The organism is Staphylococcus argensis, from assembly GCF_002902305.1.
GTDB lineage: Bacteria > Bacillota > Bacilli > Staphylococcales > Staphylococcaceae > Staphylococcus > Staphylococcus argensis.
The window spans coordinates 60,048-75,946 of record NZ_PPPX01000004.1 but is presented as its reverse complement, the minus strand read 5'-3'; the positions used below and the strand labels follow the sequence as shown (position 1 = coordinate 75,946).

Below are 15,899 nucleotides of genomic sequence, written 5' to 3'. Positions count from 1 at the left end.
AACTGCCTAACCTCGTGAATTGAAGAATAAGGTCTTTCTTTGCCTTATTCTTATACAGGACTTGTTTTGAAATGATATAAACTTTCTTATCAATACAAACCAACTATGACGTTACTTCGTATTAACATCTTCCGATTGTGTTAATTCTTCGTTATGAATATCATTTGGCGTAAACACTTCAATATGTCTTTCTAAATTCAAGAAATTTCCTGGTAGTTTACCACCGTATTCTCCATCCACATTCAGTTGCATATTCGCAAACGACGAGATACTTACTGATTTCGCCTTTTTATAAATCACTTTCGGATGTTTCGTATGTTCTCCGCGTGATGCAAGTGTCATAATGTGGCCTAATTCCGCTAGGTTGGCCTTTTCAACAATAATAAGTGTAAAATAACCGTCGTCTAACTTGGCATCTGGAACAAGCTTCTCAAAGCCGGCCATAGAGTTCGTCAATCCAAGAAGGAAGAGTAACGCTTCGCCTTGAAAGACCTCCTCATCATACTCAATACGAATATCCACAGCTTTCATCTGAGGCAACATCTCGAAACCTTTAATGTAATATGCGAAAGGCCCAACTATCGATTTCAACTTGCTCGGTGTTTCATAGGATACCTCTGTGAGTTTACCACCTGCAGCCAAGTTGATAAAGTAACGGCTATTCATCTTACCAATGTCTACTTGCGTCGTGTGACCATTAACGATGACATCTACGGCTTTCATGATATTAGATGGTAAATGTAAGGCACGACCGAAGTCATTGACTGTTCCCATTGGGATGATTCCGAGTTTCGGACGATTGGGTTGTTCAGCAATTCCGTTCACAACCTCATTTAACGTTCCATCGCCCCCTGCTACGATCAGCAAGTCATATTCTTGTTCTAATGCACGTTCTGCTTCTTTCGTCGCATCACCAGAGCGTTCTGTCGCGTAGGCGCTCGTTTCGTATCCTGCCTTCTCAAGTTTGATGAGTACATCCGGTAGAGCGCGTTTAAACATCTCCTTACCTGATGTGGGGTTATATATTATTCTCGCTCGTTTTCTCATAATTTCAACCTCGATTTTATATACTCATATTCTATATTAAAGGATATATACTATTCTTCAAAGCATTTAGATTTTAGCGAGAAAGCCATTGTTTGCGCATTTATAGATTGGTGGTTGAGACATTGAGTTATTATGTAAAAGTGTTATACAACATGGATGAATTCATTTTACTCACTGAAACAAAAAAACTGCCGATAAAGCCATTCACTTTATCGACAGTCGTAATCATCTATTAACGATTATCTAATTCTTGTTTCAATAATTTGTTAACGATTTGAGGGTTCGCTTGACCTTTAGACGCTTTCATGATTTGACCGACTAAGTAACCCATCGCTTTACCTTTACCGTTCTTGTAGTCTTCAACGGATTGAGGGTTGTTGTCTAACGCTTCGTTCACGTATTGTTTCAACGTATCTTCATCAGAGATTTGAACTAAGCCTTTATCTTCCATGATTTGCTTAGCATCGCCGCCATTCGCAGCTAACTCTGGGAAGACTTTCTTAGCGATCTTACTACTCATCGTACCGTCTTCGATTAATTTGATCATACCAGCTAGGTTCTCAGGCGTTAACTTCGTATCTTGTAACTCAACTTGGTGTTTGTTGAGGTACTCGTTCACGCCACCCATGAGCCAGTTAGAAGTCAACTTGATGTCAGCGCCATTTGCGACAGCACCTTCGAAGAAATCGGACATTTCTTTCGTTAATGTTAAGACGTGCGCATCATATGCTGGAAGTTCGTACTCTTCAACATATTTCTTCTTACGTGCATCTGGTAATTCAGGAATCGTTTGACGTACGCGCTCTTTCCATTCTTCATCAACGTAGAGTGGTACGATATCTGGTTCTGGGAAGTAACGGTAGTCGTCAGAACCTTCTTTGACACGCATTAAGATCGTCTTACCAGTAGATTCATCGAAACGACGTGTTTCTTGAAGAATTTCGCCACCATTCAATAATTCTTCTTCTTGACGTTTTTCTTCATATTCAAGCCCTTTACGCACATAGTTAAATGAGTTCAAGTTCTTCAACTCTGTTTTAACACCAAATTCTTCTTGGCCGTATGGACGTAAAGAGATATTGGCGTCACAACGAAGTGAACCTTCTTCCATCTTACAGTCAGATACGCCAGTGTATTGGATGATAGAACGTAATTTTTCTAAGTATGCATACGCCTCTTGTGGAGAACGGATATCTGGTTCAGATACGATCTCAATTAAAGGTGTACCTTGACGGTTTAAGTCTACGAGAGAGTAGCCTTCTTTGTGTGTAGACTTACCAGCATCTTCTTCCATGTGTAGACGAGTGATACCAATGCGGCGTGTTTCGCCATCCACTTCGATATCGATGTGACCATTCTCACCAATAGGTTGGTCAAATTGTGAGATTTGGTACGCTTTCGGATTATCTGGGTAAAAATAGTTTTTACGGTCAAATTTAGATTCAGTTGCAATGTCCATGTTCAACGCCATTGACGCTCTCATCGCCCAATCTACTGCGCGTCTGTTCACGACAGGTAACACACCAGGATAAGCTAAATCGATGACATTCGTATTAGAGTTCGGTTCTGCACCGAAATGCGCAGGTGATGGAGAGAACATTTTAGAATCTGTCTTTAATTCTACGTGGACTTCAAGTCCGATAACTGTTTCAAAATGCATAATTCCACTCCTTATAATTGTTCATATTCATCATGTAAATTGAATTGTGTTTCGTATTGGTATGCAACACGATAAAGTGTCTTCTCATCGAATGGTTTACCGATAAATTGTAAGCCAACTGGACGACCTTTAGACTTGCCACAAGGTAGAGAGATACCTGGAAGACCAGCAAGGTTCACTGGCGTAGTGAGTAAGTCATTTGCATACATAGTTAGTGGATCGTCAATCTCTTCACCAATATTGAACGCAGGTCCTGGTGTTGTTGGTCCGACAACGACATCATACTCATTAAAGATACGTTCGAAGTCTTGTTTAATTAACGTTCTCACTTTTTGAGCTTTTTTATAAAAGGCATCATAGTAACCTGAGCTTAACGCGAACGTACCTAAGTAGATACGACGTTTAACCTCTTTACCGAAACCTTCGCTTCTTGAGAATTTGTAAAGTTCTTCTAAAGTCTTCGCTTCTGGTGAATGATAACCGTAGCGAATACCATCAAAACGCGCTAAGTTAGCTGACGCCTCTGAAGAAGCGAGTAAGTAATATGATGGAATACCAAATTTCGTATTTGGAAGTGAAACTTCATCAACAGTTGCACCGAGTTCTCTCAACGTTTCAACTGCTTTCTTCACGAGTTCTTTCGTTTCTTCTTCTACACCTTCACCTAAGTACTCTTTAGGTAAAGCAATCTTCATACCTTTGATGTCTTGTCCGATTTCAGAAGTGAAATCAACATCATCGACAGGCGCACTCGTTGAATCATGTTCGTCTACACCTGAGATTGCTTGTAATACTAAGGCATTGTCTTTAACATTGCGAGTTAAAGGTCCAATTTGGTCTAATGAAGACGCAAATGCGACTAAACCGAAACGAGAAACACGTCCGTATGTAGGTTTAAGACCCACAATACCACAGTACGCTGCTGGTTGACGAATAGAACCACCTGTATCTGAACCTAAACTAAATGGTACGAGTCCAGCGGCTACAGCTGCAGCAGAACCACCTGATGATCCGCCTGGTACAGCATCATGGTCAAATGGGTTAAGTGTCTTCTTGAAGTAAGATGTTTCAGTAGAACCACCCATCGCAAACTCATCCATGTTGAGTTTACCGATTAATACAGCGTTCTCATTGTGCAATTTGTTCATTACAGTAGATTCATAGATCGGTACGAAACCTTCTAACATCTTACTTGCACAAGTTGTTTCAACACCTTCAGTGATAATATTATCTTTAATACCCATTGGAATACCAAAGAGTAAACCTTCCATTTGATCTTTCTCTTGTAATGCGTCGAGCTCTTCAGCTTTCTTCATCGCATTCTCTTTATCTAAAGCTAAGAAAGATTTAATCGTAGCGTCAGTTTCTTCAATCGCATCATAGATATCACTGACTACTTGAGATGGTTTAATCTCTTTGTTGTGAATCATGTTAATTAAATTCTCTACAGACTCATAACGAATCGTCATCTTACGCATCCTCCCCGTTCATGACTGATGGTACTTTGAATTGTCCATCTTCTGTTTCTTTCGCATTCTTCAATGCAAGCTCTTGAGGAATGCCCTCTTGCGCTTTATCTTCACGTAAGACATTCTGTAAGTCTAATACGTGGCAAGTAGGTTCAACATCTTCAGTGTTCGCTTCATCTATTTGATTAGCAAAGTTTAGAATACTCTCTAAAGATTCTTGCATTTCAGTTGTTTCATCTTCAGTAATTTGAAGTCGAGCTAAGTTCGCAATATGCTTAACCTCATCACGTGTCACTCTAGCCATTAGTTTAAAAGCCTCCTTAATTACTCATTCATTACAAAATTGTATCAAAATTAATAGAGAAAATCTATAAGCAGGCGCATACTCGTAAGTTTGAAGTTGAGGTAACAGTGTGTTTAAACAATTTGTTCTTACTTGGTTTTGATTATCGTAGCAACTACCAAACTAACAAACCCGTAGATACATCTCTAAATGTGGATCTACGGGCAGTCATTAAACTAGCTCAATGATCTACTTGTATGATTTCAATCGATTTATTTGTCCTTTCTACCATGATAAATCGTATTAAAATAAGTGCTTGAGGTAATTAAATATATAAATCCATAAATGAGTGTAACCAACACTAGAATAATGAGATTCGAGATTAAATAATCCCCATAGTTAATCATCATTATCGAACCAAGTAAACGATATGCCATTTTACTTGCGACTAAAGAATGTACTACTGTTACACCTATAGGTAAAGCAAAGATCCAGATAATTTGCTTACGAATAATTCGCTTGATGAGCGGTTTATCAAGACCAACTTTTTTCATAATTTGATAGTTCCGATGATCTTCAAAGCCTTCAGAAACTTGTTTATAGTACATCATTAGGAATATGCCAATGAGTAAAGTAATACTAACAATCGTTCCTAAGAAGACAAATCCACCAAACATATCAATCATCACTTCACCTTTTTCTTTCTTACTTTCTATTTGAACTTCATATTTATCTTCAAAATCTTCTTTATGAGATTCAATGGCTTGTGCGTTATTGACATTAAATCTGGCTTCAGCATTCGTAGTTAAAGCATTATCATCAGTGACATGTTGCGTTACTTTATTGAGTACGTCTTGATCTTTAACGACAATATAAGCATAAGAAAGTGCTCCAGCTCCTTCAATTTGATTCTCATTTAAATGTCGCGTTTGAAATGTATGCCCCAATAATTTTAAATGCTTAGCCTTTTGAAGCTCCTCGAGATTACTACCTAACCCTATTTCATCTTTTGATATATGAAGATGTGCATGTTTCTCTCTATTGAAATCTTTTTCTGTTTTAAAGTTCAACATTATTCGTGAACCTGATCCTTGTTCTCGAATTTCTCCTTTATGTTCGCTCGCCATCATCGTCGTTTCTTTAACATTTTTGATATCTTTAACCTTCGTATACTGACGTAGTTCTTGAACTATCTTCTTATTCGACTTCACTTGCTTGTCATACGAACTATCATCAAGTTGCGTTATCGTATAATCTTCTGAGGCCAAGCTTACAATTGTTTTTTGGATTCCTCGATAAGTTGTTAGAGATAAAGATAAAGTTACGACTAAGAATGTACATAACAATGTAATGCTTGCTAGACTTACCGCGTTGACTTTCATTCGGGAAAGTAAACCTGAAATAGAGAAGAAATTCACCTTTCGATAATAAATATTAGGAATATTTTTTAAAGCTCTAAGAACTAATACGCTACAGGATATAAATAATAAGTAAGTTCCTAGTATGACACTAGCTAAGGCACATAAGAACCCTAGTAAGTGATATTCATTTAAAAATGGATTAATCATCAAAGCGCAGCTATAAGCGATGATAACGAGTATTACTCCTACAATGCCAACTATACTTAACAACCACTTCGATCTGTGTTTTTCGGCCTTTTTACTACTTTGCAATAACCCTAACGGCGATTGCAATGAAATTTGGACATTATTAATCATAAGCAGAATAAGCATTACCACAGCTAAAGCGATAATCGTAATCAACATCGCTCGTACATCAAACGGATAGTCCATTGCAGTAAAGTTCTTATTCTCTGTGAGTTTGTTGAGTAAGACAAACATTAATTGACCAAATAAATAACCGCCGATAATACTTAATATTGCAGTAACGATATACTCAACAATACTTTCAATCAGTAGAATCAATCTAAGATGTTTCTTCTCCATACCTAAGATAATATTGAGCGCAAACTCTTTCTTACGCTGTTTCATTACGAAACGATTGGCGTAAAGTATAAAGATAATAAGAAGTACTGAGACGAAGAAATCACCCGCCACTGCAATTAACTTTGTCGTATCACTTCTATTCTCTAAAAACTCATTATTAAAAAGCGAAAAGAGTATATATTGCATACCAAACATCATAGACATCGAGATGACGAAAGGAAAGATGATTCGGGGTAAAGTAATAAAGTTACGCATCGCGATTTTCCACATTAAACGAAAGGTCATGCCTATACCCCACTTCCGTTAATCATCGCTAAACTATCTGCAATCCGCTTCTGGAACTCACTTTGTGATTCTTCGCCACGATAAATTTCATGATAAAGTAAGCCGTCTTTAATAAACACGACTCGCTTTGCATAGGAAGCATCCGTATTTGAATGCGTAACCATTAGGACGGTCTGACCATCCCGATTGATGTCTCGAAAGATATTCATGATATTCGCCGAAGTCTTTGAATCGAGCGCTCCTGTAGGTTCATCAGCTAATAATAACTGCGGTCGACTAATTAATGCTCTACCGATAGCCACACGCTGTTGTTGTCCTCCAGAAACTTCATAGGGATATTTGTTGACAATATCGTGAATGCCCAGCTTATTTGTAATTTCTTCAAGTCGTTCATTCATCACATTCACTTTTTCGTCAGACAAGACGAGCGGCAATAGAATATTATCTTTATTGTTCATCGTATGTAATACATTGAAATCTTGAAAGACAAATCCAAGTTGGTTACGTCTAAAGCGTGCTATGTCTTTACTTTTTAAATGACTCGTTTGTTGACCATCTAAAATAATTGATCCTGCCGTCTCTTTATCGAAAGTCGCTATGAGATTAAGTAAAGTCGATTTGCCCGAACCTGATTCACCCATAATGGCTACAAACTCACCTTTTTCTATAGAGAAGTTCATATCTTTGAGGGCTGTAACTTGATTGCTACCCCTACCGTAAGTTTTCTTCACATTTTGTATCTGTAGTAACATTCGCAGGTCCTCCTTCTTCCTTACTTCAATGATATAAGAAATAGCGTTACGATTCATTCAATCTTTCAATATTGTAAGGTTCAATTTTTGAGTATATGAGTTTGTATGAAACTGAGCACATTAACCACCTCTAGCCGCATAACATAAAAAGTCAGAGAGCGCGATACTCTCTGACTTAACTTCAGTTAATTACTATTTTTATAAATATGAACTTGAGGCTCGTCATCATCTTTACCTTTACTAATTAACGCTTGCGGATTATTACCATCTTTGATGTGAATTTCATACTCATCCACGTTATCAAAGTATTTTTTCGCCTGCTCTGTCACATATTGTGTGATACCAATCGTTTCAGCCTTGCCGTAATAATCAATAGGCACGTCGATAGAAAGCTGTTGCGGTGACTTCTTGTTGAATTTCACAGTACCTACCGCTTGAGTAAAGTTATTAAAGTAAGATTGGAGATTGTCATTAAACTGCTTAAAGTTATTATTCAGACGTTCATCTTTATCAGCAGCTGTTTCTGAAGGCAGCAATGCTGTCGTTTGGTCGATATCTTTCCACTCATTGATACGCGTTTTACCTTCGTCAACTGTCGTACCTGCCATAAATTCACCCGGCGTAATTGCATTCTCGCCTGACTGTTTGTAAATCGCGAAATGAATAGGAATATCTTTCAACTCTTTATTCTCACGCAGACGCGTTAAGATTTCGCCTGCCATTTGCTTACCTTGTTTCTTCACTTCGTCCGAATCTAATTTCTTACTATACGTTTCTCCATTCTTCTCTTTCTGATAGTAATATTTACTATTCATCGCAAGACCAATCGTCATACCTTTGATGTGCTTACCTTTCGTATCACCACTGTCGTAGAAGTCTTGTTCGAGGATGTTAGAGAGATAAGCTGGTGAGTGTTCAGCAATCTTCTCAGGATCTTTCTCACCTTCATGAGACGGATTCAAACCTAGATTCTCATCCGCTTTCTTCTCTTTACGCTCATCTTTATCCATCTTCTTGATTTCATCTTTCGTATATTTAGGATCTAGATAAGCATTGACGGTATCTTTATCTAAATATTGACCATCTTGATAGAGATACTTGTCAGTTGGAAAGACTTCCTTACTCAAGTCCAGCAAACCACTCTCGAAGTCTTGACCGTTATAACTATTCGCCATGTTATCTTGTAGTAGACCACGTGCTTGGCTTTCTTTAAAAGGCAAGATAGTGCGGTAGTCGTTACCTTGCACGTCTTTATCTGTTGCCTTCTGCTTTACTGAACTTGAATCTTTCTTGCTACTTTGTTCTTCTTTATTGCTCTCTTCTTTCTTGTGGCTATTATCTTGACCACAAGCTGAGAGCATTACTACTGCTGAGATTAGTAATATGAATGTTCTTTTCATGCTCAATCTCCTCTAACCCTCTATTTCTTTTTGCTTATCCACAAAGTCTTCTTCAGACCAAATAGGTGTGTCGAATTTCTTCGCTTTGTCGAGTTTCGAACCTGCATCTTCACCTGCAATGACTAAATCCGTCTTCTTCGTCACACTGCTTGTTACTTTCGCCCCTTGAAGTTCAAGCCAATTTGAAGCTTCTTTACGCGTCATTTGATGCAGCTTACCAGTCAGTACGATAGTTTTATCTTTAAAATCAGGGTGACCGTCGACCTCAGTGCGTTTCACACCTTTATAGTCCATATTAACATCTTTGTCTTTTAATTTATTAATTAAAGCAATAATATCATCATTTTCAAGATAAGTGACGACAGATTGCGCTAATTTATGACCGAAATCAGGAATTTCCATTAACTCGTCCTCAGTAACATGGAATAAGTGATCAATCGACCCATATTTCTCAGCTAGAACTTGACTTGCTTTAACACCGAGATGACGAATACCTAAGCCGAAGAGTAAATGCTCAAGTGAATTGGCCTTAGAGCGCTCAATTGCTTCTAGTAAATTCTCAACTTTCTTCGCACCCATACGTTCTAAAGGTAATAAATCTTCTTCAGTTAGATAATAAATGTCAGCGATATCACGAATCACGTTGTGCTCATATAGCTGGTGGATAATCTTCTCACCTAAGCCATCGATATTCATCGCTTGACGAGAGACGAAATGAATTAAGCCTTCAACAAGCTGCGCTTGACATTTCGGGTTGATACAACGCAACGCGACTTCTCCTTCAATACGAACGAGCTCATGACCACAACTTGGACAGTGCGTTGGCATATGATAGGTTTCCGTACCTTCTGGACGGCGATCGAGAATCGGTTTAATCACTTCTGGAATGATGTCGCCTGCTTTCTTAATCACCACACTGTCGCCGATGCGAATATCTTTCTCGTGAATAAGGTCTTCATTGTGTAATGAAGCACGAGAAACAGTCGTTCCTGCCACTCTTACAGGTTCTAATATGGCAGTTGGTGTTACCACACCAGTGCGACCGATGCTGAGTTCGATATCCGTTAGTGTCGTCACAACTTCTTCAGCTGGGAATTTATACGCAATAGCCCAACGTGGTGATTTCTGAGTAAAGCCCATTTCCTGTTGTTGTTCTAAATTATTCACTTTAATTACAATGCCGTCGATGTCATAAGGTAATTCTTCACGATGCTCCGTCCATTTTTCAATATATGCTAAGACTTCATCAATATTATCCACGCGTTGACGTTCTTGGTTTGTCTTGTAACCAAGTTGGTCGAGTTCGTCTAACGCTTCACTTTGCGTCTCAGCGTTAAAGTGAGTGAAGTCGTTCACGCTATAAAGGAAGACGCTGAGCTTACGTTTCGCTGCGAGTTTAGAATTGAGCTGACGTAGTGAACCTGCCGCAGCGTTTCGTGGGTTAGCGAAAGGTTGTTCACCGTTGGCCTCTTTCTCTTCATTTAAAGATAAAAATGATTGACGGGGCATATACGCTTCTCCGCGTACTTCGAAAGTTAACGGTTCTTTAATTTTTAAAGGAATCGCATGAATCGTTCTCAGATTCTCAGTAATATCTTCACCTGTCGTACCATCGCCTCGTGTTAACCCTTGAACGAAACGACCGTTCTCATATTTTAAAGATACGGCTAAACCATCAATCTTCAATTCACACATATATTCAACTTGACCGACCTGCTCACGAATACGTTGGTCAAATTTACGTAATTCTTCTTCGTTAAATGCATTCCCTAAACTGAGCATCGGCGTATCATGGTTTACCTTTTCAAAGGTAGATTGGGCCTGCCCTCCGACACGGACAGTTGGAGAATCAGGCGAACGAAACTCTGGATGTGCCTCCTCTAGATCGATGAGCTCACGCAATAGTTTGTCATACTCACTGTCGGGTACGGAAGGATTATCTTGGACATAGTACTCATAACTATATTGATTTAATAATTCGTGTAATGTCTCCACACGTTCTTGTAATTGACTCACGCTTTAGTCCTCCTTCTTATCAATAGGTGCAAACTGAGCAAGGAGTCGTTTCGGTCCTGCAGATTTGAAGATAATATCGAGTTCAACAGAACCATTCTTCTCGCTCACATTACTTACCATACCCTCGCCCCATGATTTATGCACAACTTTATCTCCGACATTCCAATCGGTAGCGACCTGTTTCTTACGTGGGGATACGGTACGTTTACTAAAACCACGTTTCTTAGGTTGTTTCGTCGCAGAGTGGAATTTGCTTCCGCTACCATAGAGTTGATCTTTCTTCTCGACATCTAATAAACCTTCAGGAATTTCATTGATAAAACGAGAAACCATATTAGATTGAGAGCGTCCATACAACATACGAGACGTCGCATGCGTCATATAAAGTTCTTCCTCTGCTCGTGTAATCGCCACGTAAGCAATACGGCGTTCCTCTTGCATTTCATGGTCATCATCGCTTTTAATCGCACGAATATGAGGGAAGATTGATTCTTCCATACCCATGATAAAGACGATTGGGAACTCTAGACCTTTCGCAGAGTGCATCGTCATGAGTGTCACACCATTTTCAATTTCCGCTTCATCAATATCTGCTACAAGTGATAGATCAGTTAAGAAATTAATGAGTGATTGTTCTTCAAGTGGTGTCTCTTCTTCGTAGTTCGTCGGCACAGACATAAATTCATCAATGTTCTCTAAGCGGCTGCGAGATTCAATCGTTTGAGCTTTTTCCAACATTTCACGATAGCCAGATTTAGTTAGTACTTCTTCCACGATTTCACTGATTTCTAAGAATTCTTGTTCTTTGATGAGATTGTTGATCATATCGTAGAAGTGAATACATTCTTGAGTGACTTTTTTCGATAAACCAATAAAGTCTACTTCAGCTAAAGCATCAAACATACTGATGTCACTTTGTTGCGCATATTTTTGAATCTTTTCAACAGACGAAGGACCAATACCTCGTTTAGGCACGTTGATAATACGTTGTAAACTAATGTCATCATTACTATTCGCAATGACGCGTAAATAACTAAGTAAGTCTTTAATTTCTTTACGGTCGTAGAACTTCTGACCACCGACCATAACGTAAGGAATATTCGATTTCATAAATGATTCTTCGAGCACACGAGATTGTGCATTGGTACGGTAAAGAATCGCCATATCTTTATAGTCTTTACCTTTTTTACGTTGTTTCATGATTTCTTTCACTACGTACTCTGTTTCATCTTTCTCAGTTGTCGCTTCATAGTAATGAATCTTCTCGCCTTCGACGTTAGCTGTCCATAATCCTTTAGGTTTACGCTCAGTATTATTCTTAATCACTTCATTGGCAGCGTTAAGAATCGTTTTTGTTGAACGATAGTTTTGTTCGAGATAGATTGTTTTTGCTTCTGGATAATCTTCTTCAAATGACAAGATATTTTGAATATCTGCCCCACGCCAACCATAAATAGATTGGTCAGAGTCCCCTACGACACATAAATTTTTGAACTTTTTCGCGAGCATATTCACGAGCGTATATTGTGCTCTGTTCGTATCTTGATACTCATCGACGTGAATGTACTGGAATTTATTTTGATAATACTCTAATACTTCGGGTACACGTTCAAAGAGATGGATAGTCGTCATGATAAGGTCATCAAAGTCGAGCGCTTCATTTCTAAAGAGCTGACGTTGATAGCCTTTATACACTGTAGCTACCATTTGTTCCATGTAGTCAGAAGCTTCTTTTTGAGCATCTTCAGGCGTTTTAAGCTCATTCTTCAAATTACTAATTGCGCCCATAAACATACGCGGCTCAAACTTCTTACTGTCGATATTCTCCGTCTTCAACACATCTTTAATCACTGATTTCTGGTCAGTTGGATCGAGAATAGTGAAATTACGCTCAATACCGATACGGTCAGCATCACGGCGCAAGATACGTACACACATTGAGTGGAAAGTAGACATCCAAATCACTTGTGCTTCTTCACCTACGAGTTGTTCCACACGTTCTTTCATCTCACGAGCTGCTTTATTGGTAAAAGTGATCGCTAAAATATTGTAAGGTGAAACATCTTTTTCATCGAGTAAATATGCAATTCGATGCGTCAATACGCGTGTCTTACCTGAACCTGCGCCAGCCATTATTAAGAGCGGGCCTTCAGTTGTGCGCACCGCTTGGCTTTGTTCATCGTTCATCTTCGCTACTAATGGATTCATTTATGACGTGACTCCTTTACTTTGACAGTTTTTAAAGCTTTTTTAACATCTTTATAAATAATATCTCCGACGATAATGGTATCTGCAAACTCGGCCATCTCTCGTGCTTTCTCTAAACTTGAGATACCACCGCCGTAAAATAATTGCGTTTCTGTTAGCATCTCGCTCGCCATCTTAACCTCTTCAACGTCACCGTATGTACCACTATATTCTAAGTACATTACTGGCAACTTGTACATATTGTTGATCATACGCGCATACGCTTCGATGTCGTCTAATGAGAGCTCCGTGTTAGCTTCAGTCTTAGTTGCAACTTTGCTTTCTTCATTCATCACGACGTATCCTTCGAAGACCACTTCATCGAAATCAATGACGTGGCCAAATTGTTTCATGGCTTCGAGCAAGATTCCGTTATGATATGTAACATTCGTGCTATTCAACACTGTTGGGACGAAATAGAAATCGAACCCTGGCATAACACTTTCTACATTAGAAATTTCTAACACTAATGGTAGTGGATAGCGACGCACACGGCTCATGAGATGGATGACATTGTCTTCTGTAACATTGTCTGTTCCACCTATCATGATGGCATCTGTATTCGACATACAAACCGCTTCTAAATCATCATCGCTGATTTCTTTAGCGGGATCGAGTTTAAATATATGTTGCCATTTCGTAATGTCGTACATAGTCATTTCTCCTTTTCACATACATTGCATTATAGCATTTTTCAACCCACGTTTCTAAGTCGTTGCTATCCTTTCTACATATAATAAAGGGCTGAAACTCTTAGGTGTCTCAGCCCTTACTTCATACGCTATTCTATCGTTTCGATATCCATTCTGTCGAGGATCATTGTATATGCATCGTTGCCCCATTGTAATGAGCGTTTAACTCGAGAAATCGTTGCGGTAGACGCACCAGATTCTTCTTCAATCGTCGCGTAGGTGTAACCTTGCTTAATCATCTTCGCAACTTGAAGTCGTTGCGAAAGTAATTGCAATTCATTAACCGTACATAAATCATCGAAGAATTGGTAACATTCCTCACGGTTCTCTAAAGTTAAGATCGCATCAAATAATTCATTAAGTGCTTGGCCCTTAATCTTATCTATTTGCATTATGAAACAACCCCTGTTTTATGATATTTAACAATTTAACGGACTAACACGTTAAAGTGTAAACATTTTTACGTTAAATATCAACTAACTCAATCACGAAATCTTATTCTAAACCAGCACGTTGGAAGATAGTATCCACTTGATTCAAGTGATGTTCTGGGTTGAAGCATTCATCTAAATCTTCTTTAGAAAGTAAATCTGTAATCTTACTATCTTGTTCAACTAACTCTCTGAATGGTGTCTTCGTTTGCCAAGATTCCATCGCTTTCGGTTGCACTGTGTCATATGCCTCTTCACGCACCATGCCTTTGTTGATCAACGCTAGAAGCACACGTTGAGAGAATACGAGACCGAATGTCTTATTGATATTCTCTTTCATATTGTCTTCGTAAACTGTTAAACGGTCGATGATGTTTGTAAAACGATTTAACGCATAGTCTAATGCGATCGTTACATCCGGTAACATCACACGCTCAGCAGATGAGTGAGAGATGTCACGTTCATGCCAAAGCGGAACGTTCTCGTAAGCTGTAGTGATATAACCACGGATGACACGAGAGATACCTGTGATGTTTTCAGAACCTACAGGGTTACGTTTATGTGGCATCGCTGATGAACCTTTTTGACCTTTCGCAAAGGCTTCTTCTACTTCGCGTGTTTCCGTTTTTTGCAAGTTACGAACTTCTACAGCAAATTTCTCTAAAGAAGTACTGATAAGTGATAATGTCGCGATGTAATAAGCGTGGCGATCACGTTGTAAAGTTTGCGTAGACACAGGCGCGCAATCTAAGCCAAGTTCTTTACAAACATGCGCTTCAATTTCTGGAGGGATGTTCGCAAATGTACCTACTGCCCCACTCATCTTGCCGACTTCAATTTCTTCACGCAAGCGTTTGAAACGTTCAAAGTTACGTTTCATTTCTGCATACCATAGTGCCATCTTCACACCGAAAGTCGTTGGTTCTGCATGCACTCCGTGTGTACGACCCATCATCAATGTGTATTTGTATTTTTTGGCTTTTTCAGCAAGAACTTCAATGAAACGTTCTAAGTCTTTCTCGATAATGTCGTTTGCTTGTTTAATCACATAGCTCAATGCTGTATCTACGACGTCAGTTGAAGTTAAACCATAGTGTACCCATTTACGTTCTTCACCAAGTGTTTCAGATACTTGGCGAGTGAAAGCAACCACATCGTGACGTGTTTGTTCTTCAATTTCTTTCGCTCTATCAACGTCAACTTTGGCATTTTGACGAATCTTCTCTACATCTTCCTTTGGAATATAACCAAGTTGACTCCACGCTTCACATGCTAAGATTTCTACCTCTAACCATGCTTCATAGCGATTTTGGTCTGTCCAAATACGAGACATTTCTTCTCTAGAATAACGTTCAATCATGACATTAACTCCTATCTTTGTTTTAATATTTTTACAGTTAAAATATGTATATTTCCTTACAATCAATAATTATAGTTCGTCTTTGAACCCTTCAACTCTAGTTTACCAAAAATCATCGTAAATGTATAAGGCTTTTGTGAAATGTCTGAGATTTTTCTGCTCTGTAGTCAGTAAAGAAGTCGAATAAGACATACTTACTAGCGTTTTTTCTAGTCGCATAGCAGGAGCAGACATAATACTTTAAGTCTACAACTCCTCTAAATGAAGTGAGTTTCAATCGTTTCATTTTTCTAGACTTTTTCCTCTACAAT

Annotated in this window: 12 protein-coding genes; all 12 read right to left on the bottom strand. The window is 38.8% G+C overall.

Annotated features, from left to right (window positions below):
- Positions 1–111: 111 nt before the first annotated feature.
- The 12 genes from CD039_RS06595 to purB all read right to left on the bottom strand — a co-directional run bounded on the left by CD039_RS06595 (position 112) and on the right by purB (position 15,588).
- On the bottom strand, positions 112–1,047 hold the full coding sequence (locus CD039_RS06595; RefSeq protein ID WP_103371661.1) for a diacylglycerol kinase: 936 nt from the start codon (positions 1,045–1,047) through the stop codon (positions 112–114).
- A gap of 232 nt (positions 1,048–1,279) precedes the next feature.
- The gene (gene gatB / locus CD039_RS06590) at positions 1,280–2,707 is read right to left on the bottom strand and encodes an Asp-tRNA(Asn)/Glu-tRNA(Gln) amidotransferase subunit GatB (protein ID WP_002472970.1); all 1,428 of its coding nucleotides are present in this window, start codon (positions 2,705–2,707) and stop codon (positions 1,280–1,282) included.
- Between the two features lie 11 nt (positions 2,708–2,718).
- Positions 2,719–4,176: an Asp-tRNA(Asn)/Glu-tRNA(Gln) amidotransferase subunit GatA gene (gatA, locus tag CD039_RS06585; RefSeq protein ID WP_070503557.1), complete on the bottom strand. Its 1,458-nt coding sequence runs from the start codon at positions 4,174–4,176 to the stop codon at positions 2,719–2,721.
- Position 4,177: 1 nt separating this feature from the next.
- A complete protein-coding gene (gene gatC, locus CD039_RS06580) occupies positions 4,178–4,480 on the bottom strand; it encodes an Asp-tRNA(Asn)/Glu-tRNA(Gln) amidotransferase subunit GatC (protein WP_103371660.1) in 303 nt (100 codons plus the stop codon).
- A 251-nt stretch (positions 4,481–4,731) separates the two neighbouring features.
- Positions 4,732–6,690, bottom strand: coding sequence for an FtsX-like permease family protein (locus CD039_RS06575; protein WP_103371659.1), 1,959 nt, complete (start codon positions 6,688–6,690; stop codon positions 4,732–4,734).
- Positions 6,691–6,692: 2 nt separating this feature from the next.
- Positions 6,693–7,442: an ABC transporter ATP-binding protein gene (locus tag CD039_RS06570; protein WP_103371658.1), complete on the bottom strand. Its 750-nt coding sequence runs from the start codon at positions 7,440–7,442 to the stop codon at positions 6,693–6,695.
- 185 nt (positions 7,443–7,627) lie between these two features.
- On the bottom strand, positions 7,628–8,842 hold the full coding sequence (locus CD039_RS06565) for a CamS family sex pheromone protein (protein ID WP_103371657.1): 1,215 nt from the start codon (positions 8,840–8,842) through the stop codon (positions 7,628–7,630).
- A 12-nt stretch (positions 8,843–8,854) separates the two neighbouring features.
- Positions 8,855–10,858 (bottom strand): NAD-dependent DNA ligase LigA, encoded by a 2,004-nt coding sequence (gene ligA / locus CD039_RS06560; RefSeq protein ID WP_103371656.1) that lies wholly within the window; start codon positions 10,856–10,858, stop codon positions 8,855–8,857.
- 3 nt (positions 10,859–10,861) lie between these two features.
- Positions 10,862–13,066 (bottom strand): DNA helicase PcrA, encoded by a 2,205-nt coding sequence (gene pcrA, locus CD039_RS06555; RefSeq protein ID WP_103371655.1) that lies wholly within the window; start codon positions 13,064–13,066, stop codon positions 10,862–10,864.
- A complete protein-coding gene (gene pcrB / locus CD039_RS06550) occupies positions 13,063–13,758 on the bottom strand; it encodes a heptaprenylglyceryl phosphate synthase (RefSeq protein ID WP_103371654.1) in 696 nt (231 codons plus the stop codon). The genes pcrA and pcrB overlap by 4 nt, the downstream gene beginning before the upstream one ends.
- A gap of 128 nt (positions 13,759–13,886) precedes the next feature.
- The gene (locus CD039_RS06545) at positions 13,887–14,189 is read right to left on the bottom strand and encodes a YerC/YecD family TrpR-related protein (protein WP_103371653.1); all 303 of its coding nucleotides are present in this window, start codon (positions 14,187–14,189) and stop codon (positions 13,887–13,889) included.
- Positions 14,190–14,292: 103 nt separating this feature from the next.
- Complete coding sequence (gene purB, locus CD039_RS06540; RefSeq protein ID WP_103371652.1) at positions 14,293–15,588, bottom strand: adenylosuccinate lyase; 1,296 nt, start codon at positions 15,586–15,588, stop codon at positions 14,293–14,295.
- Between the last annotated feature and the right edge of the window lie 311 nt (positions 15,589–15,899).